At 37.8% G+C, this 26,783-nt stretch carries 23 protein-coding genes; 6 read left to right on the top strand and 17 right to left on the bottom strand.

All coding sequences use genetic code 11. The features are described 5' to 3' along the window. Position 1: 1 nt before the first annotated feature. Complete coding sequence (locus LG402_RS10010) at positions 2-1,504, bottom strand: MFS transporter (protein WP_227336885.1); 1,503 nt, start codon at positions 1,502-1,504, stop codon at positions 2-4. A 152-nt stretch (positions 1,505-1,656) separates the two neighbouring features. Here LG402_RS10010 and LG402_RS10005 point away from each other — a divergent pair, with 152 nt between their 5' ends. From LG402_RS10005 to LG402_RS09995, 3 genes are all read left to right on the top strand, one after another. Then, on the top strand, positions 1,657-2,253 hold the full coding sequence (locus LG402_RS10005) for a TetR/AcrR family transcriptional regulator (RefSeq protein ID WP_109408214.1): 597 nt from the start codon (positions 1,657-1,659) through the stop codon (positions 2,251-2,253). Positions 2,254-2,490: 237 nt separating this feature from the next. Further along, a complete protein-coding gene (locus LG402_RS22350; RefSeq protein ID WP_166541435.1) occupies positions 2,491-2,667 on the top strand; it encodes a LysR substrate-binding domain-containing protein in 177 nt (58 codons plus the stop codon). Between the two features lie 125 nt (positions 2,668-2,792). Beyond that, complete coding sequence (locus LG402_RS09995) at positions 2,793-2,939, top strand: hypothetical protein (RefSeq protein ID WP_227336884.1); 147 nt, start codon at positions 2,793-2,795, stop codon at positions 2,937-2,939. Between the two features lie 110 nt (positions 2,940-3,049). Here LG402_RS09995 and LG402_RS09990 read toward each other — a convergent pair whose 3' ends face one another. Continuing rightward, positions 3,050-3,643: a TetR/AcrR family transcriptional regulator gene (locus LG402_RS09990; RefSeq protein WP_227336883.1), complete on the bottom strand. Its 594-nt coding sequence runs from the start codon at positions 3,641-3,643 to the stop codon at positions 3,050-3,052. Positions 3,644-3,783: 140 nt separating this feature from the next. On the opposite strand from LG402_RS09990, the gene LG402_RS09985 reads away from it, so the two are divergent. Beyond that, positions 3,784-4,992, top strand: a complete 1,209-nt coding sequence (locus LG402_RS09985; protein ID WP_166541212.1) for an MFS transporter — start codon at positions 3,784-3,786, stop codon at positions 4,990-4,992. A gap of 63 nt (positions 4,993-5,055) precedes the next feature. On the opposite strand, the gene fhuB is transcribed toward LG402_RS09985, so the two are convergent. The 14 genes from fhuB to LG402_RS09915 form a co-directional block, all read right to left on the bottom strand. Then, positions 5,056-7,023, bottom strand: a complete 1,968-nt coding sequence (fhuB, locus tag LG402_RS09980; RefSeq protein ID WP_166541213.1) for a Fe(3+)-hydroxamate ABC transporter permease FhuB — start codon at positions 7,021-7,023, stop codon at positions 5,056-5,058. After that, positions 7,013-7,921 (bottom strand): iron-siderophore ABC transporter substrate-binding protein, encoded by a 909-nt coding sequence (locus LG402_RS09975; protein ID WP_166541214.1) that lies wholly within the window; start codon positions 7,919-7,921, stop codon positions 7,013-7,015. The genes fhuB and LG402_RS09975 overlap by 11 nt, the downstream gene beginning before the upstream one ends. Continuing rightward, complete coding sequence (locus tag LG402_RS09970; RefSeq protein ID WP_109408220.1) at positions 7,912-8,694, bottom strand: ABC transporter ATP-binding protein; 783 nt, start codon at positions 8,692-8,694, stop codon at positions 7,912-7,914. Before LG402_RS09970 ends, LG402_RS09975 begins: the two co-directional genes overlap by 10 nt. A gap of 72 nt (positions 8,695-8,766) precedes the next feature. Next, complete coding sequence (locus LG402_RS09965; protein ID WP_319800754.1) at positions 8,767-10,851, bottom strand: TonB-dependent siderophore receptor; 2,085 nt, start codon at positions 10,849-10,851, stop codon at positions 8,767-8,769. A gap of 111 nt (positions 10,852-10,962) precedes the next feature. Further along, entirely contained in the window at positions 10,963-12,084 is a 1,122-nt protein-coding gene (locus LG402_RS09960) for an SUMF1/EgtB/PvdO family nonheme iron enzyme (protein WP_166541217.1), read from the bottom strand. Positions 12,085-12,086: 2 nt separating this feature from the next. Then, positions 12,087-13,241, bottom strand: coding sequence for an ABC transporter substrate-binding protein (locus tag LG402_RS09955; protein WP_227336882.1), 1,155 nt, complete (start codon positions 13,239-13,241; stop codon positions 12,087-12,089). Between the two features lie 9 nt (positions 13,242-13,250). Further along, positions 13,251-15,440, bottom strand: coding sequence for a TonB-dependent siderophore receptor (locus LG402_RS09950; protein WP_227336881.1), 2,190 nt, complete (start codon positions 15,438-15,440; stop codon positions 13,251-13,253). 243 nt (positions 15,441-15,683) lie between these two features. Next, positions 15,684-17,282: an ABC-F family ATPase gene (locus tag LG402_RS09945; RefSeq protein WP_166541219.1), complete on the bottom strand. Its 1,599-nt coding sequence runs from the start codon at positions 17,280-17,282 to the stop codon at positions 15,684-15,686. Positions 17,283-17,498: 216 nt separating this feature from the next. Further along, positions 17,499-18,128, bottom strand: coding sequence for an NAD(P)H-binding protein (locus LG402_RS09940; RefSeq protein ID WP_166541220.1), 630 nt, complete (start codon positions 18,126-18,128; stop codon positions 17,499-17,501). Between the two features lie 6 nt (positions 18,129-18,134). Then, positions 18,135-18,623, bottom strand: coding sequence for a heme utilization cystosolic carrier protein HutX (gene hutX, locus LG402_RS09935; RefSeq protein ID WP_208105246.1), 489 nt, complete (start codon positions 18,621-18,623; stop codon positions 18,135-18,137). A gap of 42 nt (positions 18,624-18,665) precedes the next feature. Next, complete coding sequence (gene hutW / locus LG402_RS09930; RefSeq protein WP_413685679.1) at positions 18,666-20,012, bottom strand: heme anaerobic degradation radical SAM methyltransferase ChuW/HutW; 1,347 nt, start codon at positions 20,010-20,012, stop codon at positions 18,666-18,668. 20 nt (positions 20,013-20,032) lie between these two features. After that, entirely contained in the window at positions 20,033-20,917 is an 885-nt protein-coding gene (locus tag LG402_RS09925; protein WP_166541221.1) for a heme/hemin ABC transporter substrate-binding protein, read from the bottom strand. Positions 20,918-20,919: 2 nt separating this feature from the next. Next, positions 20,920-23,058, bottom strand: coding sequence for a TonB-dependent receptor plug domain-containing protein (locus LG402_RS09920; protein ID WP_227336880.1), 2,139 nt, complete (start codon positions 23,056-23,058; stop codon positions 20,920-20,922). A 277-nt stretch (positions 23,059-23,335) separates the two neighbouring features. Beyond that, positions 23,336-23,818, bottom strand: coding sequence for a MarR family winged helix-turn-helix transcriptional regulator (locus LG402_RS09915; RefSeq protein WP_227336879.1), 483 nt, complete (start codon positions 23,816-23,818; stop codon positions 23,336-23,338). Positions 23,819-23,915: 97 nt separating this feature from the next. Here LG402_RS09915 and LG402_RS09910 point away from each other — a divergent pair, with 97 nt between their 5' ends. Together LG402_RS09910 and LG402_RS09905 are read left to right on the top strand one after the other, a co-directional pair. Then, complete coding sequence (locus LG402_RS09910; RefSeq protein WP_227336878.1) at positions 23,916-24,791, top strand: EamA family transporter; 876 nt, start codon at positions 23,916-23,918, stop codon at positions 24,789-24,791. Between the two features lie 69 nt (positions 24,792-24,860). Continuing rightward, positions 24,861-25,316: a YaiI/YqxD family protein gene (locus LG402_RS09905; RefSeq protein ID WP_109408232.1), complete on the top strand. Its 456-nt coding sequence runs from the start codon at positions 24,861-24,863 to the stop codon at positions 25,314-25,316. A gap of 111 nt (positions 25,317-25,427) precedes the next feature. On the opposite strand, the gene LG402_RS09900 is transcribed toward LG402_RS09905, so the two are convergent. Then, on the bottom strand, positions 25,428-26,669 hold the full coding sequence (locus LG402_RS09900) for a TerD family protein (protein WP_166541224.1): 1,242 nt from the start codon (positions 26,667-26,669) through the stop codon (positions 25,428-25,430). Positions 26,670-26,783: the final 114 nt, after the last annotated feature.

The following is a 26,783-nucleotide window of genomic DNA, read 5'->3' as shown; positions in this document are numbered from 1 at the left end:
ATTAATCCGTTATTTGCTGAGAAAGTGCGCTATGTTTTGCTTTAAAAGGAAATAACACGATAAATAAAGTGACAAAACATGAGATCCCAGCAGTTGCGATTGCATAAGCAAACCCAGAATTAAATGCCTCAGGTAACATGGTGATGAATCCTTTGTCTAAATTGCTCGTAGCATTTTCAGTTACTAGACTGACAATATCGATATAGTTTACAGATATTCCTAATACCTGACTTTGCATAACCATATAATGGATTGCTTGTTGCACCATTAATGTGCCTAGTAAAGCAATTCCCATCGTCATTCCTGTTTGTCTTAATGCATTCATGGTTGCAGACGCCATACCAGAGCGAGATGGTGAAACACTTTTCATCACTAACGCACCAATTGCTGGTGTTGACAAGCCCATTCCAGCACCTAATACAAATAGGTAACTTCCAGTTATTCCATAGTGGCTATTTGTTGCCAATGTCGCTAATAAGCAAGAAGAAATAGCAATAAATAAGAAACCACAGATCATGAGTTTTCTGACTGAAAAATATGCAGACAAACGCCCAAAAGACATTGAAAATAGGGCCATCGCAATAAATTCAGGTGCCATTCTCCAGCCTGTTTCTAATGCACTCCAGCCTTGTGCTTTTTGCAGAAAAAAGGCAATAAAAAAGACATTACTATAAGTGGCAAAGCCCAAAGTGAAAGAAGAAAGGTTATATTGAAAAAATGCACGATCTTTAAATAAAGTAAGTGGTAATAAAGGGCGTTTAACACGTTTTTCTATCATTAAAAAGAGGACGAGGAATATAATGCCTACAATCAATGTCGATAAAGTTCGATAATGCGACCAACCAACCGATCCAGCTTCAATTAAGCCATAAGTCAACAAGCCTAATCCTAACATACTGGTTAATTGACCAAAGGGATCGAGTGCCACATTTTCAGGATCAGCACTTTCACTTAATCCATACCAACCTAGTAATACAGTAATTATGCCTATAGGAATATTAATAAGGAATATACTTGCCCAACCACTAGTGTGAACTAATACCCCACCTAAAATAGGACCAATAATCAGTGATAAAGCACTGACAGAAGACCAAATACCTATAATACGGACACGCTCAATATCAATTGGAAAAGCATGTGTAATTAGAGACAATGCGCCCGGAATTAGTGCTGCGGCAGCAATACCTTGAATAATACGACCTAAAATAAGCACTTCATGTTGCTGTGCAATCGCACAGATCACCGATCCCACTGTAAAAATAATCACCCCCCATAACCATACTTTTTTTCGCCCAAAGCGGTCACTTAAAGGGCCCGATGACAAAATACAGGCAGATAAACAGAGCGCATAAGCATCGACAATCCACTGTAAGGTTGCCATATCAGCGTGAATATCATTTTGAATAGTGGGTAATGCTACATTCACAATACTAATATCAAGTGTTGCCATAAAAGTGCCTAAACAAATGGCACAGATAAGTGACAGTCGTTTCAAATAAGTCATAAGTTTTATTGCCTTAATGATGAATAATAATGGCATAATAATACTCGACTGACCGTCGGTCAATGGTTATTGATAATGAGTTTCATTTATCATCATTGTGGCTCGCTTTAATATAGAGTACTCTTTACATGCGACTTTGAGGGAGATAAGCAATGTCATTAGAAGAACAAACTACAGATAAACCAAGAACAAAACCCGCAGAGGTTCGTTTAGAAGAGTTAATGAATGCGGCAGAAACATTGTTTTTAGATAAAGGCTTCGATGCAACAACTGTGAGCGATATCGTAAAAAAGGCAGGGGTAGCCAAAGGAACATACTATCACTATTTTTCTGCTAAAACAGACGTTCTTGATGCCTTAAGAACTCGTTATATGGATTGGTACTTGGATAAAATAGACAGTGCAATGGATGCCTGCTCAGAGCAAGATCACCGTGAAAAATTAAAACAATGGTGTGAAATTAGTGTAATTGCTTATGTTGAGAAACAGCAATTACACGATATGCTTTTTCATCAAGTTTTTCATCAAAGCAGTAATATTCATGAAAATAGGGCATTGCAGCAAATACAAACATTGTTAATTGCGGGAACTGAAAATAAAACGTGGCACGTCACACAGCCTGAATTAACCAGTACATTGATTTATCACGGTATGCATGCCGCTGTTGATAACTTAGGCCATAGTGAAGAATACACCGCAAAAACACTGGGCAATATGCTATATCAACAATTTACCCAATTACTAAAATAAAACGAAACCTTATATTGTGACAATGTCACATTAAAAACCTACTTTTATAGAAAAGGGTGATCATAATATCATGATCACCCTTGTTAATTTATATTGAAGGCATTTTGTTATTTAACCGCGTTCTTTGTGAGTCTTGAGAGAAGAACACAGAATAAAGCCAATATAATAAACAAGTTAGTAATAATTAGTGTTGAATTTAAGCTGTAGTTATCAACGAGCAAGCCACCTAAATAAGCTATCCGTATTGGAGGGAATGACGATAGTCGATTAATACGTAAGGTATTAGCACCTCACCGTTTAATAACCTGTGCATCTCCCGATTATTTTGAGCGAAATGGTATGCCTCAATCTCCTAATGCATTATCAGAACATCAATTAATTACTTTTTCTCACCAAGGTTCAACAGTGCCTTAGAAATATCAAGCTCATCAAAAAGAATTCGCTCTTCCCGTTAAAGGTAAATTACATTTAGATAATACAGAAGCTATTTTAGACATGGCATTATCGGGTTATGGAATATGCCAGTTAGGTAGTTTTTAGTGGGTGAATTTATTAAATCTGATAAATTAGTGCCTATTTTATTAGAGCATACAATTGTTCTTGCACCGATTTGTGCCGTTTATCCGTCTAAACGCCATTTATCTCCCGAAGTACGCTATTTGCTTGATTTTATTGAAAAGCAATAGCAAGGAAAAGCAATATGGCAAATAGCATAATCTTTGATTTGAATAATAATTAATGTGTAAAAAATCAAATAGACAATAGCGAGGATTATCACCGTGATCCTCGCTATATTTTATTTATTCTGCAAAATACGTAAACGATTTAATAAGGTATCTAATGTAGATTTAGCATGTTCTAGCTGAGCCTTACCATCGAGACTATTTGCTATCCATAAAGCAGTGGCTTCTAAACTGCCATAAATGAATAGAGCCAACATTTTTGAGTCAGTCTTTACAAGTATTTTATTCTCGATAAGTTTATCAATCATACTACTCATAGATACTACACAATGAGTGGGAAGTTCAGTCACTTTATCACTTAATACAGCGCGTGAATCTCTCATAATAATACGTTGAATTTCAGGCTCTAAAGCCATTTCTAAATAGGTATGACAACGCATTGAAAATGCCAACCAAGGATCGTCAATAGTATCGGAAATAGCCTGCAAACGAGCATCCATCTCTGCATCTATTTGTGCAACAACAGCCGATAACAATCCTTTTTTATCACCAAAATGGTGATACAACGCACCTCGAGTTAAACCTGCTTGTGCCGTTAAGTCATCCATTGAGGCTTCTGTATAGCCTTGTTCACAGAATACTTTCCTTGCTGTTTCTAGCAATAATAGCCGTGTTTCTTCCATTTCAGCACGAGTACGTCTAGCCATTTTATCTCCTTTTTTAAATATACATACGTATTGTTTGTATATTTACATTCAGATCGTATGAATATATGATTTATACATACGCACTGTATGTATTATCTTTAACCCTCGCTAAAATGGCAAGGGTAAACATAAGGAAAACTATGATAAATACTTATCGAACACTATTTAGCTATAAAGGCACGCTATCTTTTACCTTAGCGGGAATGGTTGCACGATTACCACTACCGATGATGGGTATTGGTATCATCATGATGATTTCACAACTTACAGGCAGCTATGCATTAGCGGGAACAATTTCTGCCAGTTTTGTATTTACTTACGCGATGCTATCACCGCAAATATCACGTCTAGTTGATACTTATGGGCAATATCGAATTTTACCTTTATTCACATTAATCAGCGTTATTGGAATAGGGGGCATGTTATTGGCAACATGGTTACAATGGCATATTAGTTTATTATTTATTTTTGCAGTGCTGATTGGCTTTATGCCGTGTATTTCTGCAATGATCAGAGCAAGATGGACAGTAATTTATAAAGAAGATAGTCGCTTACAAACAGCTTATTCGTTAGAAAGTGTGTTTGATGAAGTTACATTTATTATTGGTCCACCCATTTCAGTCACATTAAGTGTCGTTTTTTTTCCACAAGCTGGGTTATTAATGTCTGCTGTTTTTCTTATCATTGGTGTATTTTTACTCGTTTTACAACGTGATACAGAGCCTGCAATAACACCAATATCTTCTGAATTAATACATCATAAGACACAATCTGTGATCCGCTTTTCTCTCGTAAAAATCTTAACTGTTATTATGATTTTTATGGGCGTAATTGTAGGCACCATTGATATTTTTAGTGTGGCTTTCGCCAATACCCAAAAAATGCCTGCAGGTGCAAGCATTGTATTATCCGCCTATGCTATTGGCTCTTGTTTTGCAGGTCTATTCTTTGGCACATTAAAATTATCAACACCGTTACACCGTTTATTATGCTTAGGTGGCATCGCAACGTTCCTCACTATTTTACCTCTTGTTTTTGTAGACTCAATTTATAGCTTAAGTTTAGTGGTATTAATTTCCGGGATCTTCTTTGCTCCCATGATAATAGTGACAATGTCACTTATTGAGAAAAGTGTACCCGAAAATCAACTTACAGAAGGAATGACATGGTTACTTGCAGGATTAAATGTAGGCACAGCAATTGGTGCAACATTAACAGGGCAACTTGTTGATTATTCTGGTGTTCAATCTGGTGTATGGATTGCAATTGGAGCAAGTACTTTAGTGATGTTAATTGCATTTTTAGGTTTTCAACGCATTAATCATAAAAACAGTAAAAGTTATGCGTAATTAATAACGATCAAAGCCTAAGAATATCAGCAAAAATAACACCAATATCTTAGGCTTTTTCAATCAACGGCTACGATTTAACAGCATTAAGCAAAGGAAATAGCTACCACCTAAAATAGCGACTAAAGTTCCTGCTGCAATTTGTGCGGGATAAATAAATATTTGTCCAAGCCAATCAGCCCAAACCATTAATGTTCCACCAATTAACCCTGAAACCATTAATTGTGCGTTGATTTTTTTAGCACCAAGTAATACCGCCATATGAGGAGCAACTAAGCCAATAAAGGCAATAGGGCCTACCGTTGAAGTGACTAAAGCACATAATAGTGAAACGATGATTAATAAAATAATACTGGCACGTTCAGTATGTAATCCACGAGCTAAAGCAAAACTTCGACCAATTGATATTAATGCAAGCCAGCGCGTTAATAAAAAGACACTTCCTACAATCAATGTGATTGCGAATGCAAAATAGAGAGCCTGTTCACTATTAACACGATAAGTCGAACCTGATAACCACAGTAATATTTTATAGCTGCTTAATGAGCCTTTCGCTAAGAAAAATTGAATAAAGGCTTCTAAACTCGCGGTTAAGGCAATACCCGTTAATATTAAGCTGGCTGGTGCATATTGGTGTTTCTTGCCTAAGACTAATAGAGCAATCATCACAATACAGCTACCTAATAATGCAATTCCCCACTGTGATGTTTGTAAGGTACTCCCTAAAATTAAGCTAGAAAAAACCAATGCAAAAGTAGCACCAGATGAAACCCCTAAAATATCAGGGCTAGCTAATGGATTGTAGATTAAACGTTGTAAAATAACGCCAGCAATAGCCAGTGCAATACCTGCAAATAAAGCAGCTAATAAACGAGGAGAGCGTAATGCCCATTGGTAAACAGATGGTATTTCCCAAAACCATTGGTGCTCATTAATATGAATGAAAAGTGTAAGGGCTAATCCAAGTATTAATAATACAAATATTCCTATCACAGTATATATTGATACTGTTTTGGTCTGAGAATGAATAGAAATAGAAAGCTGATCTTGGGCTCTCATTTTCTTTCGACTAAACCAAATTAATGCAGGTGCTCCAATAGCCGCGGCTGTCACCCCACTGGGAATAACCGTATTGAGCCACTGTCCAACCCATATTGCCAAGCTATCTGTAATAAGTAATAAGCATATTCCCATTAGGCCACTGGCAATAAGCTCTTGACGAGGCGTTCTTGCGCCTAATGTTCTGACAATATTAGGTGCAAGTAATCCGATAAAACTAATGACGCCAACAACAGTAATTGAAACAGAAACTAACCAAGTGCTTAATATAATAAAAAATGCAAATGTGGGTAAAACAGACAGCCCTCGAGCCGTTGCACCTTCATGCCCTAATCGCAATAAAGTGAGAATACGGGGTGCAAACATAAAAATAAGTAAAACAGGTGTAATTCGAGGTAATAACCAAAAAAACGTCTCCCAACCATCTTGAGCAAGATCTCCAGCTCCCCACATAAATATATTCTGGGCGAATTGAGAATTTAACGTCACTAATGCGGTTGCAATCGCACCTAATAAGATATTCACTACCATACCAGAAACAACAAGGGGCAAGCCGGTCATATTGCGAATACCTGCAATCATAATCACCAAAAAGAAAGCCAATAACGCTCCCATTGTCGCAGCGAATGCGCTGTGATCAGCAACCCAATCTGTAAACCAGATATTAACAATAACTAAAGCTAACCAAGCGCCTGAAGAAGTTCCTAATGTTAACGGTGATGTCAGGTTATTTTGTGTTAATTGTTGCATTAAGCTGCCAATAACACCGAAAATTCCTCCAATCAGCAGTGTCATAGCTAAACGAGGTAATTGTGCATGAATAAAAAAAACATCGGCAAATAGGGTGTTTGTGTCTAAATGCCCTAACAAATACCATTGACGAGATAATGAAAGAGAATTATCAATTTGTAAGCTAGTAATGCTTAATAAGATGATTGCCAAAAAATAGAAAGTAAATTGCTTAATGTTCATTATTCTGTGCCATATCTAATAAACTTTCTGTAATAGCTTCAGCCATTAACGTTAATGATGCCACTCCACCATAATTCCATACTGGTTTCACTGAATGAAAATGCCCATTCTGTACAAATGGCATGGCTTGCCATAACACGGATTTTTGCAGTTTACTTTCATCAGGGAATGGCAACATATAAAGAACATATCCTTGTCTAATATGCTGCAATATATTCATTCTTCGCTGATCAATTCCCCAAGGTTGAGGAGGTAATGATATGGCAGATTTTAGACCTAACTTATTAACTACATATTCAGTTGTTGAATTTTCGGTGTACAAAAAAACAGATGTTAATGTAGAAAAACGGATCACTTCCACTTCAGGTAATGTAATAAATGCTTGCTGTAATTTGCTCTTTAATTGTGTAAAAGTGCTATCCATTTCCGCTAACTTTTTTTGTGCAAGCGCTGTTTTTCCTAAAATAGAGGCTAGGGTATTAAAATGTGCCAAAGCAACTTCTGCGGCATTATCTTGACGAGAGAAGTTAGGCAGATATACGACAGGGGCAATAGTTTTTAATACAGGCAATAAATCTTGTTGTGAACTTGATGCCAAAATAAGATCTGGCTTTAACGATGCCATTTTTTCTAAATTAGGCTCTGCTCGCATACCCACTTCTTCAATAGTATTTGGAGCAACAGGGTGAGCTACCCATTGGTTATACCCAGCAATTTCAGTTGCCCCCACAGGAATAACATCAAGTGTCAATATTTGTTCCAGTAAATCCCAATCTAAAACAATAATACGTTGGGGTATTTTATTGCTATTTTGCGCAGCATTAACAAGGGGAGTGATAAATAAAATAGCCAGACAAAAAGGCAGAAATCTAACTATTTTTTGTAATATTACACGCATACCACTGCCACCTTATGTTGTTGTAAACCTTGATTATCAGGGTGTTCAATCAGCTTAATAGGTGTTTCATAAAGTGCTGAAAGTCGCTCATCATCAAAAAGTAGAGAGGCTTCACCTTCAAATGCAATTTTCCCTTTTTTAAGCGCGATAATATGAGTGGCATAACGCAAGGCAAGGTTGAGATCATGCAAAATAACAATAATACCAACATGTTGAGTTTGATTTAGCTCACTTAAGAGTTCCATTAGTTGATATTGATGATGTATATCTAAAGCAGAAGTAGGTTCATCTAAAATTAAAATGGGTGATTGTTGAGCCAGTAACATTGCAACCCAAGCACGTTGACGTTCACCACCAGATAAATCATCAGCGAGTGTGTCTGCAAAGGGCAGAACTCCCGCTTTTACCATTGCTGTTGTGATTATTTCATCATCTTTTTTATTCCAACGGCCTAATGTTCCACGCCAAGGAAAACGGCCTAAACGCACTAATTCTCTTACTGTTAATCCTGCAGAAGCAGGAAGTTTTTGAGGAAGAAAGGCTATCTGTTTAGCTAGGTCACGTGGTTTATAGTGTGAGATATTGCAATTATTCAGTGTAATATTTCCACTATCTGGGGCTTGCTGACCAGATAATAAACTGACTAAAGTCGATTTACCTGAACCATTATGACCGAGCACAATAGTTAACCCAGAATCTGAAATACGCAGTGAGGGGATTGATAAAATAGTACGTCCACCGCGATCCATTTGAATATTTGAGAGTTCAAACATGGTCACTCATTTATAAAATAATATTCCCCCATTTATTGTACGATGAGCAATAAATGGAGGAATAAGAAAAATTTACCAGCGATATTTAGCATTCAATAAAACAGAACGGGATTGACCGTAATAACAGTAATAATCACAACCAGAGAGATATTCTTTATCAAGAATATTGTTGATATTTAACTGTAATTGCCACTGTTTATTGACGTTATAGATTGCAGCTATATCCCATAATGTTGCACTTGGTACAGTTAAATCACTACTCTTAGGATTATCTTTAGATTTACCTAAATAACGAACACCTGTTCCTAAGGTTAAATCTTGAGTTCCAGTAATTGGAATAGTGTAGTTACCCCAAGCAGATGCGGTATGTTTAGGAATTAAACCTGCTTGTTGTTTACCTTTATTACCTGTGTCATCAGTTTGCATATCGGTATAGGTATAATTGGCTTTTAATGCAAAACGTTCCGTTAATTGCATTTCACTTGTTACTTCAACACCTTTTGATGTCACTTTACCAGTTTGTGTTGAAACATAAGTCGTTGGGTTTGCTACAAGAGCATTTTTTTGTGTGATATCAAACCAGGCAATATTAAAGTAACCATCCATAAAATCAGGTGTGTACTTTATCCCTGCCTCAATTTGATCGCCTTTTAACGGTTTATACAGATCTTTCGTCGCAGGGTCGATAGTGCTCATCACCTCAAAAGACTCAGAATAGCTCACATAAGGAGAGAGACCATTATCGGCTAGATACATTAATCCTGCATTGAGGCTAAACTCACTATCGGTACGTGATTTGTCCTCATTTTTTGTTTGTGCTTTATTTTCTGTTTTTACCCAATCTTGACGTACACCGGCTACTGCAACCCAGCGACTATCAAATTTGGTTTGATACTGTGAATAAAGGCTATATTGTGTTTTGTCGATGGTGCGATTGACATTATTAGCAGGATCAAGAGGAATATATTTACCGTAAACAGGGTTCCACGGATTAATCGTACCAAAATTGTAATTATCTTGTTCATCACCTTTAGTTTGGTGATATTGCAATTCAGCACCCGCTAATAATGTATGCTCGAAATTATCTGTATCCCATTCACCAACAACATTATTATCAAAAGAGATACTTTGGTTTTTACCATCACGGAAAACGATGCCACGATTCAGTTCTGTTGCGGTAATATCTGAATTAGGGAAGGCATAAACGCTACGCAATAACAGATCGTTATAACCATAATTTAGACGTTGAGAAAAACGCCAAACATCATTGATATTACTTTCTAATAAATAACCCGCTGAAATTTGAGTACGTTTATACTTATCGTAACCTGGTTCACCTAAATTTGTTGAAGGCTTAATTTTACCAAAAGGAGATGAAATCAAAGTGCCTGCGGCAGGAAAGAACGGGTTAGTTGGTGTGCCATCATCATGCAAATAAGTTGCCATAAACGTCAATGATGTATCGTCAGTCAAGTTAATCGCAACACTTGGTGCCAGATAAATACGCTCACTATCTGTGTGAGATAATTCTCCGTCTGATTTTTTCATTAACCCAACAAGGCGATAGCGCACACGTTTATCATCCGTGGCACTTGAAACATCAAAACCTAACCCACGTTGATCATTATTTCCAACTTCAAGAAATACTTCATTTTGGGGTTTAAAGCTGGGTTTCTTTTGTACTACGTTAACAGCACCACCAGGTGTAGATTCACCAAATAATACAGCTGAAGCACCTTTTACAACTTCAATTTGTTCAAAACCATAAGGTTCAAGTAGCCATGTATAATAACCATCACGAAAGAGACGACTGTTATCTAAATACGTTGCAGCTTCAAAACCGCGCACACGAAGCCAGTCAGTATCGTTATCGGCACCAAAGGGTTGAGAAACGACACCTGACGTATAACGTAAAGCTTCATCAAGTTTTTGAGGCGCATGTATTTCGAGATCTTTTTGAGAAATGACAGAAACGGATTTAGGCGTTTCTTGCAAACTAGTATTTACTTTTAATGCTTGAGCACTAACGACAAGCTTTTCTACTTGTTCTGTCTTTACTGCTTCTTCTGCAAAAGCCTGTGTAGCCAAAACAAAAGGAAGGGTGGCAGAACAGAGCAATGCCACCGGTTTTAATTTAAATGCATAAAGATTAATCACAATAAGCCACCGAATAATAATGATTACTATTAGCACTATTATTCATGCAATCGATACTAAGGTAAATTAATTTATGCAAAAATGTCTATAAATAATAATTTTTTAGATTAATTAACTGGTTGTATCAATCCAAGCAAGGCGACCACCGACAGATGTGCTGCGATGTGATGCATTGTGGCTTAAACACAAAGTTCGCATACCTGCAGCTTGTTGTGAATACCAAGCCCCTCCGCGCATTAAAGAGCGTTGACCATAATTTCGTAAATAAACCTGATCATTGTCCTGTTGGTTTATTGCTGGATATAATCCTAATTCTTTAAATAATGTAGGTATTTCAATACTATTTTCTGCTGTTATTGCATTAAAATCACCATCCATTAATCCCGCAGGATAACCATTATCTGTTGGTGTGCCGTTATAGTGTTTTATTGAAGTTGATAAAATGGGAGTGCCTGCATTTTTGTCACAATGATCTGAAGGGGCATCGTATTTTGCGCTATCGGGATGATTGATGGGCAATAATTGCCCCGTTGATAATGCTATTGAATGCCATTGCTCTGTTACAGAGGGATCACCACAGAATACTGAATCATTATCTTTAATTATCTGTATTTCTCCGGCATTTAATTGCATACCGCTTTGCCATTCCCAAAGGTTGCCACATAAATCACTAATACCAAACTCACTATTATCATGATACCAATTCGACCATTGCGGTCCTGTTATTGTCGTGGGATCACCTGTAGTAAAGTCAGTATCACCAGCTTCTTTACCATCAACGCGATTAACAGATTGCTCTGGATGAAGAAAACTTCGTCCATAATCTGTATTGCCATCTTCAATCATATTGTGGTGGCGACACCACAGCATTAAAGCAGCCCATTCTGCATGGGTACTTAAATGAAATCCCCGCCCTGTATGTTGTGCATATTGCTGAAAACTCAATAAATCTAATAATGTCGCCGGTTTTTGGTTAGGCAAACTTAACAACTCACCTTGATGCAATGAAGCGGGGTAACACGCATAGAAAAATCCATTCTTAACTTTTTCATTTACAATAAATGCAGAGTGAATAGTATCATCAAGATTATCTGATACCTCATTTAATCGAAAATAAGGAACAACGTACATATAGTTAGGTTGGCCTTTTGCTGAGTATAAAATAGTTCTTTTTCCTGCTGACTGTGACTCAACTTTTGCCCGTAAAGGATCGGGTGAATAGATATCAAACATGATTATTCCTTATCTTGATCAAGTAATGTTACCCAATAGCCCGTTTCCCATTTCACAGGTAAAAATTGAGTATGGTAATCATAAAAAATAGTGTCTACATCGAGGTGAGAAAAGCGATCAGGGTGTAGCCATTTAGCCATTTGTAAGATTGCAATAAAACCAAAAGGGCTGTCATAAAATGAATGCCAAAGGGCATATACTTGTTTATTTTTAACCGCATCGAGTGTTTTGTAGGCAAGCCGTTGCATTAAAATTTCAAGTTGCTGTTTTGCCAAATCTAAATTTGCACCAGGCCCTAAGTTAATCCAATCACCTGACGGGTTATAGCCACTCCAATCAGCCCCTGTTAAAAAAATTTTATCGGGTTTGGCATAAATCACCGTTTCTTGGTTCAAAACCCCATAAGTGCCTTTTATATATTCTGAACCTAAGTTTTGCCCACCTGCATTTTGTAGCATTTGTCCCATACTGCCATTGCCATAAGAAAGACAACACTCAGGTGTAAAGCCCGCTGCTCGTTCAAATAACACATTAGGGCGTTTAAATGTTTTTTTTCCTAATTGCTGAGAAATATAAGTGAGTTGTTTTTCACGAAATTGATTCATGGCTTGGCTTTGTGAAATATTACCCAGTAAATTCCCCATAATAGATGTGCTAATTGGCGTGTTATTAAGTGGGTCGATACTCAAATCAAACACCACAACAGGAATATTCGCTTTCGTTAATAAATCCAGCACACCATTAACACTAATTGCACGATAAGTTCCAACCGCCACAATAATGACATCAGGTTTTAGCGCGATAAGTTTCTCACTATTAAAATGCCCACTCGACATAGCCGTAAATTCAGGTAATGCCAATAATTGGGGGAATGCTCGCGTATATTGATGATATAAACTTAAGTCGGCGGTACGAAATGCAGAAGGCATCCCGATAAGGCGCTCATAAAGAGCGCCTTCATTTAATGAAGCATAAAGTAAAAATAACCCACTATCTGCCACATAAATACGTGTTAATTCTTGTGGTAATACAATTTCTCTTCCCAGAATGTCAACGATTTCTCTCTGTTTTGGTTTTGCATAAACAGGAAAAGGGCTTGCTAATAGTAACGATAATGCACTGGCACCTTTTAGTAATGAACGTCGATAGTTATCCATGTTCATTTCCTAAAAATAGTAATTGAGGACACCAAGCACAACACGGTCGCTTCCCACACTGCAATAAGTCGAACTAGTACAGCTAGAAACATAGGATTTATTCGTGATATTGCTGACAGTTAATCCTAATTCTAAACCCTGTAATTCACGATTAATTGCCGATAATTGGTAGCGGAAACTCACATCCCCTAACCATACTGCGGGTACTTTAAATGTATTTGTATTATCGCCGTAAGTTGAACCTAAATAACGGACACCCGCACCTAATAATGCACCGTCTAAATAAGGCTGATGGAAACGATAATCTATCCATGCAGATCCCGTATGAGTAGGTACTTGAACAGGATGTTTATTTAAGGTGGTTGGATCGCTAGTCGATGTCACAATATTATGAAGATAGGCATAATTGAGCATCATATTAACTTGTGGCGTTAGCACTAATTTACTTTCAAACTCAAGTCCACGAGAACGAATTTCACCTGATTGCTGATAATAATCAGGATTTCTAGGATTATGTGTTGTGACATTTTCTTGGGTTAATTGATATACAGAAACACTAACCAGTTGTGTTAACTCAGGATTTTGATATTTAACGCCTGCTTCATATTGTTTTGATTTCATTGGAATAAAAGCTTTTCCATCTGCATCAGTGCCCAATACAGGATCAAAACTATCAGATGTACTTATCCATGGTGAGAACCCATTATTAAATTGATAACTTAAACCAACACGATGACTCCATGCTGTGTTATGGCTTTGCTGTGTCGTACCTGATATTTGATTATGTGTATCTAAGTCCGCACTGTCATAACGGCCACTGAGTAATAAATTCCATTGTTGCCAACGCAAGTGATCTTGTAAGTAGTATCCATAGCGATCAAATTGTTGTTTTGTGGAAGTACGAGAAACCGGGTAAGGCTCAAAATCAGGCTTGTGATGTGATGCCCACGGATCAAAACTAACCGTTTGTGAGCCCCACCAATCTTTTGTCATATAGCCATGTTGGTAATCAAAACCAGCCATCACAGTATGATTGATATCCCATGTTGCTAATTTACCAATCAATTGTGAATCAGTTACCCATGTTTCTGATTTACTTGGTGCTTCCTGATAAACCGCAGTTAATAAGCGATCACCAGGTAAAAAACCACGGGTATAGTCACGGCTTATTTCCGTATCAACCTTCATAAAACGAGTATTTTGCTTAAATTGCCACTGTGGGGACAATTCATATTCAAACAATGAAGTTAACGACTGTTGTTTACGATGTGAATTATCATGACTTTGATTATTATAATTTCGATTAGGATCAACTTTACCATTAGGATTCGGTAATAAACCTAATGCTTGAGCCGGTAGCGTATTGTAGTAACCTAGGCGAGGCTCTTTTTGATATTGTCCCAATATTGTCCAACTCAGTGCATCATTCGGTTTCCAAGTGATAGCCGGTGAAATAAGAAAACGAGTTTGACGAGAAGAGGGAATTTGCGACTCTTGTTCAAGCGCTAACCCTGAAACACGATATAACCATGTTTCATCCTCATTAAGAGCTGATGTGGTATCAAATTTAATACCATGATTTTTATTATTACCCGCTTGTAATTGCACTTGGTGTTGCGTTTCTGCGGAAGGGCGACGCGATGTCATATTAATCACGCCACCTGCACCACCTTGTCCATATAAGGCAGATGCAGGGCCATGTACAGCTTCAATACTTTCTAAACTCCAACTATCAATCTGTGGCGCCCAAATACCACTATTACCAAGCATTCTTAAGCCATCTAAATAATAATCAGCATCAAATCCGCGCATTTTTGAATAATCAATACCGCTTCCAAAAGCGCCAAATTTTTCACTCACAACCCCTGAGCTATAACGTAATGCTTGACTAATAGATTCAGAGGGCAAGTTATCTAGCTGGCTACGATTAACAACAGAAACCATTTGTGGTGCTTCTAATAAAGTGGCATCACTTTTAGTTGCCGTTGTCTGTTGTTTTGCAACATATCCGTAAGGTTGTGCATCAGACGACGAACTTGGCGCAGAAGTAACAATAATTTTTTCAATATTTTCTGATGCAAAAGAAGGTGACATCACGCTTAGTGAAATTAATGTCGGTAAAACAAAAGAATAGCCACATTTCCAATAATTTTTTAATTGCTTATTTGGACAATGTATTGTTTGAGGTAGTAGCAACATAATGATCCCAAAAAATGAAATAAACCATGATTGACTCGTGGTCGGTAACATACACTAACGACTGACTGTCAGTCAATATAAATGATAATCATTTATATTTGTATTGCCGTAAAAATAGAATGAGTCATAAATGAAATAAAAATAGGAGGGCGAAATTATCGGGATCTTTTGATTACAATAAAAAAGGCCTGATAAATAGTTATCAAGCCTTTGTTTGTTTATTACTTTAATTCTGCTGTGAAATTAAAGTGTAACACCTTTTTTGGCAAGGAACTCATCATAAGTACCTTGGAAATTAGTCACTTTTTCAGGTGTAATTTCAATAATACGATTTGCTAATGAACTTACGAATTCACGGTCATGAGAAACAAAAATCAGAGTACCTTGATAAAGTTCTAATGCCATATTCAGTGATTCAATAGATTCCATATCCAAGTGGTTGGTTGGCTCATCCATAATCAGAATGTTTGGTTTTTGCATCATCAGCTTACCAAATAACATTCTGCCTTTTTCACCACCAGATAAAACTTGAACTGATTTTTTCAAGTCATCTTGAGAGAACAGTAAACGACCTAATACGCTACGTACAGATTGTTCGTCGTCTTCTGGTTTCATCCATAAGCTCATCCAATCAAATACGGTCATATCTACTTCAAAATCAGTTGCATGATCTTGTGCATAATAACCGATATTTGAGTTTTCAGACCATTTTAAACGGCCTGTATCTGGTGTTAATTCACCGACTAATGTTTTAATCATCGTCGATTTACCCACACCGTTATTACCTAGAATGGCAACTTTTTCGCCCACTTCAAGCATCATATTGACGTCTTTAAACAGTGGGGCATTATCATCATAGCCTTTAGAGATATTTTCCACTTCAAGCGCATTACGGAATAATTTTTTCTCTTGTTCAAAGCGGATGAATGGGTTTTGGCGACTTGATGCTTTAACTTCAGCTAATTGAATTTTTTCAATTTGCTTAGCACGAGAGGTTGCTTGGCGTGATTTAGATGCATTAGCACTGAAACGACTTACAAAAGATTGTAATTCATTAATCTGTGCTTTTTTCTTCGCATTATCCGCTAATAAACGTTCACGCGCTTGGGTTGCAGCAAACATATATTCATCATAGTTACCTGGATGAACGGCTAATGCACCGTAGTCAAGGTCAGCCATGTGCGTACAGACCATATTTAAGAAGTGACGGTCATGGGAAATAATGATCATGGTACTGTTACGTTCATTTAGCGTTTGTTCAAGCCAACGAATAGTATCAATATCCAAGTTATTCGTCGGTTCATCCAGTAACAAAATATCCGGATCAGCGAATAGGGCTTGTGCTAATAACACACGTAATTTCCAACCTGGTGCGACTTCACTCATAGGGCCATTATGTTGTTCTAATGGAATGCCTACATTTAATAACAATTCGCCAGCACGAGATTCAACGGTATAACCGTCCATTTCACCGAATTTTACTTCCAGATCGGCAACTCGTAAGCCATCTTCTTCACTCATTTCTGGTAAGTTATAGATGCGTTCGCGCTCTTGTTTAACTTCCCAAAGTTCAGTGTGCCCCATAATCACAGTATCAAGCACTGTATATTCTTCATAAGCAAATTGGTCTTGTTTTAATTTACCAAGGCGCTCATTAGGATCAAGAAATACGTTACCGCTACTTGGCACTAAATCGCCACCTAAAATTTTCATAAAGGTTGATTTACCGCTACCGTTAGCACCGATTAAACCATAGCGATTTCCGCCACCGAATTTGACAGAAATGTTTTCAAACAGTGGCTTCGAGCCAAACTGCATAGTGATATTATTGCTGATTAACAAGACGAATACTCATTATTAGTGAATGACAAAAGGTAATGGGGCCGCATTATGCCACAAGTTACCCCCATTAAGACAGTAAAGTGACAAATGTCTATTGAGGAAATTTCATTGTGAGCAGAAAACTCATCATAATGTGAGTTATTGACCACAATAAAAGCAAGAAAAAAGAGATAACACATAGGTTATCTCTTAAGCTAATTGTGTTGATATTAATATCTATGATTTAGTTGGCACCAAACCCGGTTCAACCACTGCATAAACTTGATCATCTAGAAGATCGGCTTCAAGAAGTTGAGTCACCAAACGCGCGACATCACGACGATTAACTAAGCCGTGAGTCTCTTCATATTGATAAAGCTGAGCTTTACCCGTTTCTTCACCATTCAGTAATCCGCCAGGTCTTACTATCGCATAATCAAAACGGCTAGTTTGCAGCCATACTTCAGCTAATGATTTTTCTCTAACGGCTTGCCCAAAAGCGGCTTTTGCTCTGTCAGATAAAGCAACCCAACTATCGCCACAGCCTAAAGAAGAAACCATGAGCATCCGTTGAAACCCCATTTTTTCCGCAGTATCAATCACGGTTCTATGCGCAAGATAATCATTTTCTCCGCCCATTGTGGAGATAATGTCTGCTTCTTTTCCTGCTAGTGTTAAAACAGCTTCAACCGCTTTAGCATCAATCGCATCACCAATAACTGTTTTGATCCCTTTTTCTTCTAAACGATTAGCCGCATCTTCGGAACGAACTAAAGCCACAATAGGGCGTTGTTGTGTAACGCCAATATCTGCAATATGTGCGCCAATACCTTTACCGCCAGCACCAAAAATAACCCAAGTTTTCACGTGCAATTATTCCTTATTTAATTGTTGTGCTAATTGACGGAAGGCTGATAGTTGCTCTGGCAATAATTGACGATGTTCATCTCGTCCAAGGAAAATTTTAAACATAGCAACGCCTTGTTGATTGAAAAATAAAATAGAGGCGGTATCCATACCCATAAACTTACGTTCGATCATTGCGATGGATTGGCAATTTTCGGCTTTAATATGGCCAGTCATTCCTTTTTTACCTCGTAAGTTAAAATAGCCATGACGATGGAAACCACTTGGCAACTCACCACTAAACTCTAAGATAACATCTTGAGTATGCACAAGCGTGGTGACATTACCCCATTTCATCACACTATCCCATACAGTATCGAATTGTTCGCCACTCATTAATGAGCGTGATGGTAAATGTCTCACAACCTCCAACAATGTGGTATTAAATTGTGTAGCAATAGTTTCCAATGTTCCATCAGGCTCAGTCATTAAAAATTGCTGTAATTCAGTATTCATGATGTTGTTTCCATCTTCTAATTAATATTCAGGGTAATAAAATTAACGAGGTGTATTTAATTGCAAAATTAATTGCTGTAAGGATGTCAGTAAGTTACTTGCCCAAAATCGACCTTCATTGGTCAATTTCATACAAAGAAAATCGTCTTCAACAAGACCCGCTTGATACCATTGATTTAATAAAGGGGAGAGTAAAGTCGCTTGTGGGCTTAACTTGGCTAAGTCAACACGTCCGCACTCAATGCCAGCTTGTAACTCATGACGCCAACGAAAACCACTATCGGTTGTACGACTCATCATCATTAAGGGCTTTTGGTTATCTGTGATTTTTTGATAATAATTATCAAGTGAACGTTCAATCATCCATGAATAACCATTCACTGAGCCACCAGCACCAGAACCAAAAGCTAGGCAATCTGCCCCTTGCTTGATTAATAGGTTGTAAAGATTGCGCTCACGGGTTGTTCTTGCCCAATGGCTATTACTGATCTGACGCCAGCCCACATTTTCCATAAAGTCACAACCTTGAAGATAAAGATCGCGTCTTTGTATTGGTGAAGGCACAGTAATTCGTTGATTTTCAACCGCTTTACCTAATGGTGTATTAGGCAATAAATTCAATGCATAGAGATCGACACCATCTAAACCAATATCATGAGCAATAGTGAGATCTTCTTGCCAGTTCGTCGCATCTTGCCCAGGTAATCCAAATAACAAATCACACACCACGGCAGCACGATCGCGTAAACAAAGCCCTTTCATAAATTTGGCTGCTTCTTCACCCGTTGAGGTTCTTGCCATTCGTTTACGAATTTTACTGTTAAAGGTTTGAATACCAATAGAAAAACGGTTTGCGCCTGCATCTAAACAAGCATCAATACGATTATCATCAAAATTTAAAACGCGACCTTCAATGGTGATTTCACAATCTGGCGCTAAAGGGAGGGATTGGCGCAAATGCGTGATCACACGATAAAGATCTTTAGCTGATAACGCAGAAGGGGTTCCACCACCAAAATAAACCGCATGGATTGGTGCTGATTGATAAAGTAAACTATCTGACTCAGCCGATATCTCACGCAGTAATGCATCGGTATAGCGTGCACAGGCTTCTTCGTGATAGTTATTTTGATAAAATCCACAAAACGTACAATGAGTCGCACAAAAAGGAATATGAATATACAACAAACGTTTGCAGGCTGGTGTTTTACTTTCTAATAAGGCTTGCCATGTGGATTGCTGTTCTTCTTTCGCAATAGGTGCAGAACCTCGCCATGGCATGGTGGCATGTCTATCTCGAAAAGGGCTATCACCTTCTAAAGCGAAATGAGCAGTGAGATCAATTTCAGTAGAAGGGGGCATAATATGTGTTGCGACTGACTCTTTCATTATTAAATCATTCCTACTTATTATTCGACCTTATTACCGTTTACTAGATCAGCGGGGTAAAATTGTTGATGCAATAATTCTACGGCATCCACAATACGAGGCCCCATTCCCAAAATAAGGGATTGATCAATTTCGATAATGCGTTGATTTTTCCATGCTTGAGTCATTGACACACCGGGCACAGAAGCTAATCCTTCAGACGCTCTTATTGTACCTGTTTGGTTTTTCTGGCTTTGTGTTGTAATAACAATTAACTCTGGATCAGCGGCAATAATGGCCTCTGCGCTATAGATACGATAATTCTCGTGTGTTGCGATATTCTCACCGCCTGCTAATTGAAGGATCGCATCTGCGACACTGGTTTTCCCTGCAACTTGAGGAATTCCACCTCCCGGTGAAAGAAAGAACATCACTTTTACTTTCTGTTTAATTTGATTGTTTTTGGCTTTAATAGTGTCTAAGCGGGATTGTAATGAATCAATTAATGCATCGCCTTGTGCCTGCTTATCCAGTGAAACGGCTAACGTGCGGATGTTTTGAAGCATTAACTCAAAGGTTGCTGGCGTTCTTGGTAAAGAAATCACCTTAACGTTATGCTGTGCAAGCTGACGTAAGGCCATTTTCGGCTCAGCATCATCCCACGTTACAAAAGTAGAAGGACGCAAAGACAAAATGCCTTCAACACTTAATTGTTTCCAATACCCTATATGGGGTAATGCCTGAGTTTGTTCTGGGTAAGAGGTAGTTTCATCAACACCAACAACCTTATTGCCAGCATCCATGGCATAAACTAATTCCACAATAGAACCACCCGCAATGACCCAACGGTCATTTTTTATATTCTCTTTTGCCGTTAAGCTAAAAGGTAACAATAATAAACTGAGAGTAATTAATATTTTTTTCATTGTTAAAACGCCCATGTCAGGCCAACTGCCGCATTAATACCCGCAGCAGGAATAGATTCATGAGCCGTTTGATAACGTTTATTTAAAATATTATTTAAATCAAAGTTAATACGATATTGATCGTTATGGCCAAACTCACTACTAAGTGAAAGATTAACCGTTGTCCAGCCAGCGTAATGCTGTTTATTTTCTGGATTGCTATAATCTTTAGCTTGCGTTGCAGATCTTAAATATAAATCTGACATTAGATTCATATTATTGAGTAATAATAGATGTTTAGCACCAATACGTGTAGTGACTGTAGGTTCCCCTGTATCCCATGTTTTTAGGGTTGGGCTAATAAATTGACGACGCATCACATTGGCAGAAACATAAGGTGTAATTGACCAGCCTTGGTATTGGGCCATTACCTCCATACCATAAGTTTTCGCGCGATCGATATTGTCATAATAGAAGTAATCTGCTCGGCCTGTTTTGCTATTTCCTTCACAAATACGTTCTCCAGCACAAGCGACTGAGGTGATGTAATCTTTTGCTTCAGAATAATAAATGGCGCTATCAACATACCAATTATTCCCTTTATAACGCGCACCAAATTCCACGTTATTAGAATGTTCAGCCTCAAGATCACGATTGCCATAAGTCACCGCACCGCCCGCCGTTGTATTCATAAATTGCTGAACTAACGTAGGGAACACATAACCTTGTGCAAATGCAAGGCGCAATTCAGTATCTTTAAATCCGGAATAACGTAGATTGGATGAAATAATAAAAGCGTTATCTCTCACAGATGTAGAGGATAATGTCTTATAGCTTGTGCCTGTTTTATTATGGTTAACAGTCTCATCACCATCTTGTAATTCTGATTTTAACCAATACTGCCTAGCACCCACAGTCCATGACCAATCTTCTGTTATTTTCCAATCATTTTGGGCAAAAACAGATGCATTAGTTTGTTTACTGCGATTATGTAACAGAGATTGTTTTTCATAGTTTACGGCAGGAGGGAAACCCGTTGTACTATTTGAAGATGTTTGGCCAGCAGAGGTTTGTTTTACTTTATCTTGTTGATATTGTGCGCCTAAAATGAGTTCATTATTTGCAGGTAACGTAAAGTTTGCCTGCATAGTCATTCCATAAGTATTCTGTGTATCCTCCGACTGTGTTCGGTTTTTAACAGTTAAATTACCAATCATTGGGCTACCTGTTGGCGTAACGACACCAACGCGGTTCTCAAATTTTCGCTCAATTCGCTGTGTATAAGCATCTATATGAAGTTTCTTAAAATAATCAGCATCAATATCATAATCATAAAATAAGCCGATTTTTTCACGCTCAAGCTTAGGTACTTTAACGCTAAATTCTTGATATTTGCCTTCATCAGCATAATAAGATTGCGTAGATAAATCATAGCGATCAAGTGAAAGCCCAAATTTATGTTTATCAACTTTATAGCCTAACCATGCCCCTTGACCATTATTTCTAAAATGCGTATTAGTTAAGCGACCATCTGGCGTATCGCGATCACCATGATCGGCATAACTCCCATTAAAACGGTATTCAAAATCACCTATTGTGCCTGAAATTAACGCAGACTCACGCCATCCCATCGTTGCTGAGTCATAAACAACTTTAACATTGCCACCAAAGGGCTTATCGCCACCTTTTTGGGTGATTAAATTCACCACACCGCCAATAGCTTGTGAACCATAAAGTACAGAATAGGGACCTTTAACCACCTCAATACGCTCAAGGGCAGATTCATCAATTAAAATACCCGCACCAAAGTTTTGACCACCTCGTTGATAGGTGACTTCTTGCCCATCAACCAATAAAAGTACACGTGATGAAGATTCGCCACGAATACGAATTTGTTTACGGCCCGCGAGGCTATTATCAGTCACTTCAACACCAGGAATATCACGCAATTGATCCGCAATAGAAGAAGCTGTTGATTGACTTAATGATTCTTTATCAATGACTTGAATGGTCGCAGGGCTATTCCATAAAGAGGAAGCACTACGTGTTGTAGTAACAACTAGCGTTTCTTCTTTAGGTGACGCCGTTTCAGCAATGGCGTATTGAGAAAGTGAGAGAGTTAGAGCAGATAAGACGAAGCAAGATTTAAATTGAATGCACATAGTTACAGATCCTAATGAGATCAATAATGATTATCATTCGCTTTATAATTTAACTTTTGGTATTCAGCAACCTAAAAATAGTAAATAGAATACATCTTTGATTTAAATCAAAGTAAAAATGTGACTTCATGCACATTAGGTGCCTAAATAAACAAAAACGGCATAAAAAGAAGGGTTTTTAAGCAAACAAAGAAAAGAAGGTAAGTAAGAACACTCAGTTTCTGTACTTACCTTTATTATTAAATATCTTGCAGAAAATAGAATAGGGGGAAAAATATTATTCTAGGGAATTAAGAAAAACTTTTAGTAATGCATTTAATGCTTGCTGTTCTTGTTGTGATAAACCCGCCACCAAACGTTTTTGATTATTAACATGAGCTTCAATAACTTGATTGATTAATTCCAAACCTTGTGGTGTTAAAGAAACTAAAAAGCTACGACCATCTTCCGGATTAACTTTACGAATAACCCAGCCTGCTTTTTCTAATTGATCAATACGGTTTGTCATTGTGCCCGATGTAACCATCAATGTTGATAACATTTCACCAGGAGAAAGAGTATAAGGATTTCCTGCTCGTCGTAATGTGGCAAGCACATCAAAACTTGATGTATTCAAGCCAAATTGGGAAAAAACTTTCTCCATTTCGCGGGAAAGATGCAAAGTGATATTACCCAACCGGCCAATTAACCCCATTGGGCTAATATCAAGATCAGGTCGTTCACGTTGCCATTGTTCGGTAATTCTATCTATTCTGTCCATGCATTTATCATGTCAATTATTTATCTTGACGTCAAGGTATTATCAATTTATCTTGACCTCAAGATAAATCACAATGACAAATAAATTGAGTCACTTTATGAATCGATACACAACGCTTTTATTAACCGCTTCAGCTCCCATTGTTTGGGGAAGTACGTATATTGTGACAACCGAAATGTTGCCCGCTAACGTACCAATGACATTGGCTGCATTACGTGCATTACCTGCTGGTATTTTATTATTAATAATTATGAGACAACTGCCTCAAGGGATATGGTGGTTACGCGTAATCATTTTGGGTATTTTAAATTTCTCACTATTTTGGTGGTTATTATTTATTTCTGCTTATCGTTTACCTGGTGGTGTTGCAGCAACTGTAGGAGCAGTTCAGCCTTTAATTGTCTTATTTTTGTCTCGTTGGTTATTACAAACACCTTTATCATGGCTTTCTATTTCAGCAGCATTAGGTGGCATATTAGGTGTGGCAATATTAATACTTACACCTAATGCAACACTTGATCCTATCGGAATAATGGCAGGATTAGGTGGCGCCTTATCAATGGCAGCGGGTACTGTATTAAGTCGTCGTTGGCAACCGCCAGTTACTCCTTTAACGTTTACCGCGTGGCAATTAACTGCTGGTGGCGCTGTATTATTACCTTTTGCGTTATTATTTGAACCTGCATTACCTTCATTAACGGGGATTAATCTTTTAGGCTTAGCCTATTTAACGTTAATTGGTGGAGCATTAACCTATATTTTCTGGTTTAGAGGACTGGCATTATTAGGGCCAAGCTCTGTAGCATCATTAGGATTTTTAAGCCCGCTTAGTGCTGTTATTTTAGGTTGGGCGTTATTAGGACAACAATTAACTAGCTTACAAATTATCGGTATGATTGTGATATTAGTGAGTATTTGGGTTAATCAGCAATCAGAAAAACGAGCAAGAGCAAAGCTTCAATCACTTAGTTAGGATTATTGTGTTATTTTAACCTCCTTAACCATGCAATATTTAATACAGAATAATCAAGAGAGAGTTGTTATGCCTATTTGGGTTGATGCTGACGCATGTCCTAAAGTAATCAAAGAAGTGTTATATCGAGCAGCAGACAGAGAAAAAATGATCATTACTTTTGTTGCTAACCAACGATTAAGCGTACCTGCATCGCCTTTTTTACGCACATTACAAGTTTCTGCTGGATTTGATGTTGCGGATAACGAAATTGTTCGCCGTACCAATAAAGATGACTTGGTGATCACCGCAGATATCCCATTAGCGGCTGAAGTGATTGAAAAGGGGGCGGTTGCTCTAAATCCTAGGGGTGAACGTTATACTGAAGCCACTATTCGTGAACGCTTAAATATACGTGATTTTATGGATACGATGAGAGCTAGTGGTATTCAAACGGGGGGGCCAGCAAGCCTAAACCAACGCGACCGCCAGCTTTTTGCTAATGAATTAGACAAGTGGCTATTAGAGCAAAAAAGACGCGCTTAATTTCACAGGTTATCATCTCTTTAAGTAAATAAATAAAAAACGGGCATTTTAATCATTGCCCGTTTTCCTTTTTTAGGACAAACGCTAAGTTATTTCTTTTTTATAATAAAATTAAACATAACGTTTTTTGCCTAGAATACTTGGTTTCTTTCCTTTAAAAACATGAGGGCCATCCATCGTTAATTTAAGTTCATCACCAATACGTGTTAACCAAGGAGTGGCTTCACTGCCTGCTCTTGATGTCACACCTGAAGGTTTTAACGTAATACTGTCTTGATCGATTTCAATAATACCAATGACATAGGTGTAAATCATATTATTGAAAAAGCCTTTTTTGTATTCACAAGAGCACTCAACGATTTGATTACCATATTCCATACGCATTGTTGGTTTTAATGATGCAACAGAAACACAACCATTACTAATGGCAGAATAAACACTACAAACTAACGCCACTTTTCCGCCCATTAATTGAGAAATAGCGGGGTTTATTTCAACTGTTTCACAGCCGGGCTGATCTTGACTAACACTGACCACATCACCCGTATGGAAAACAAAAGGATCTGCATTAAAAGCACCACTTTTATCTGGCGCTTGAATTATAGACATTTGACCATTGGGACGCAAAATACCCACACGAAGATCTAAATCATCATTATCCTTACCATCACCATTATCTATCCATGTTGCACTGACTAAAATGCGCTTAGGTGCATCACTCCCTTTTAGTAAAGAAACACGGTGGCTACTATCTGGTTTCGTCAGTTTCACCACACTTTTTTGTATATTAACAGGTGGTGTTGATGCAGGCACAATAACTGGGGCAGGCTCTTCAACTTCAATGCCATAAAGATCGCATAGCCCAGCAAGTCCAGACGCGAACCCTTGCCAAACAGCACGTACTTTATTTTGCCCATTTCGAATATACAGCTCTAAAACAATAATGCCCGTTTCTTGCGAAAATTGGCTTGGTGCTAATTCAATAACATCATTATTTATCAATACTTGCGCTTTTAATTGATTAACAACAGCAAAACCGCCAGCACTTCCATCTTGCGTCAAGGTAATGGCAATTTTGGTAATATTGGCGGGTAAACGAGATAAGTCAAAATCAATACTATGAATAACCGTTGAGCCTTGAGTTATCGGTGAAATAAACGAAGCCGCACCAGAGGCATGATGAGGAGCGTTAAAGAAAACCATATCGTCGTCATTAACGACTTTTCCTGATCCTGTTACTAAAAATGCCGTCAGATTAATATCAAGATTATCGCCTACTGCATGAGAGACTTTAACTTGTCCTTTATTTTCACTTAGTGATGTATTTTCACCAGGTTGCAACGTTTTACTCATTAAACCACTCCTTGATTGATAAGACTAACTGCAAGAAATTTAGACACCGAGCGCGATAATAACTTCGATTAATTATTTATTCGGTGATCTCATTCACTTTCGGTTGATATCAAA

The organism is Proteus sp. NMG38-2 (genome assembly GCF_020640995.1).
GTDB lineage: Bacteria > Pseudomonadota > Gammaproteobacteria > Enterobacterales > Enterobacteriaceae > Proteus.
The sequence above is the reverse complement of the archived record's forward strand: the minus strand, read 5'-3'. Positions and strand labels throughout refer to the sequence as shown.

Excerpts from the sequence above, each read along its gene's own strand:
- LG402_RS10005 (WP_109408214.1), top strand. The coding sequence starts at position 1,657 with ATGTCATTAGAAGAACAAACTACAGATAAACCAAGAACAAAACCCGCA.
- LG402_RS09955 (WP_227336882.1), bottom strand. The coding sequence starts at position 13,241 with ATGGATAACTATCGACGTTCATTACTAAAAGGTGCCAGTGCATTATCG.
- fhuB (WP_166541213.1), bottom strand. The coding sequence starts at position 7,023 with ATGAACATTAAGCAATTTACTTTCTATTTTTTGGCAATCATCTTATTA.
- LG402_RS10010 (WP_227336885.1), bottom strand. The coding sequence starts at position 1,504 with ATGACTTATTTGAAACGACTGTCACTTATCTGTGCCATTTGTTTAGGC.
- LG402_RS09910 (WP_227336878.1), top strand. The coding sequence starts at position 23,916 with ATGAATCGATACACAACGCTTTTATTAACCGCTTCAGCTCCCATTGTT.
- hutX (WP_208105246.1), bottom strand. The coding sequence starts at position 18,623 with ATGAATACTGAATTACAGCAATTTTTAATGACTGAGCCTGATGGAACA.
- LG402_RS09925 (WP_166541221.1), bottom strand. The coding sequence starts at position 20,917 with ATGAAAAAAATATTAATTACTCTCAGTTTATTATTGTTACCTTTTAGC.
- LG402_RS09990 (WP_227336883.1), bottom strand. The coding sequence starts at position 3,643 with ATGGCTAGACGTACTCGTGCTGAAATGGAAGAAACACGGCTATTATTG.
- LG402_RS09975 (WP_166541214.1), bottom strand. The coding sequence starts at position 7,921 with ATGCGTGTAATATTACAAAAAATAGTTAGATTTCTGCCTTTTTGTCTG.
- LG402_RS09950 (WP_227336881.1), bottom strand. The coding sequence starts at position 15,440 with ATGTTGCTACTACCTCAAACAATACATTGTCCAAATAAGCAATTAAAA.
- LG402_RS09920 (WP_227336880.1), bottom strand. The coding sequence starts at position 23,058 with ATGTGCATTCAATTTAAATCTTGCTTCGTCTTATCTGCTCTAACTCTC.
- LG402_RS09915 (WP_227336879.1), bottom strand. The coding sequence starts at position 23,818 with ATGGACAGAATAGATAGAATTACCGAACAATGGCAACGTGAACGACCT.
- LG402_RS09905 (WP_109408232.1), top strand. The coding sequence starts at position 24,861 with ATGCCTATTTGGGTTGATGCTGACGCATGTCCTAAAGTAATCAAAGAA.
- LG402_RS09960 (WP_166541217.1), bottom strand. The coding sequence starts at position 12,084 with ATGTTTGATATCTATTCACCCGATCCTTTACGGGCAAAAGTTGAGTCA.
- LG402_RS09985 (WP_166541212.1), top strand. The coding sequence starts at position 3,784 with ATGATAAATACTTATCGAACACTATTTAGCTATAAAGGCACGCTATCT.
- hutW (WP_413685679.1), bottom strand. The coding sequence starts at position 20,012 with ATGAAAGAGTCAGTCGCAACACATATTATGCCCCCTTCTACTGAAATT.
- LG402_RS09970 (WP_109408220.1), bottom strand. The coding sequence starts at position 8,694 with ATGTTTGAACTCTCAAATATTCAAATGGATCGCGGTGGACGTACTATT.
- LG402_RS09900 (WP_166541224.1), bottom strand. The coding sequence starts at position 26,669 with ATGAGTAAAACGTTGCAACCTGGTGAAAATACATCACTAAGTGAAAAT.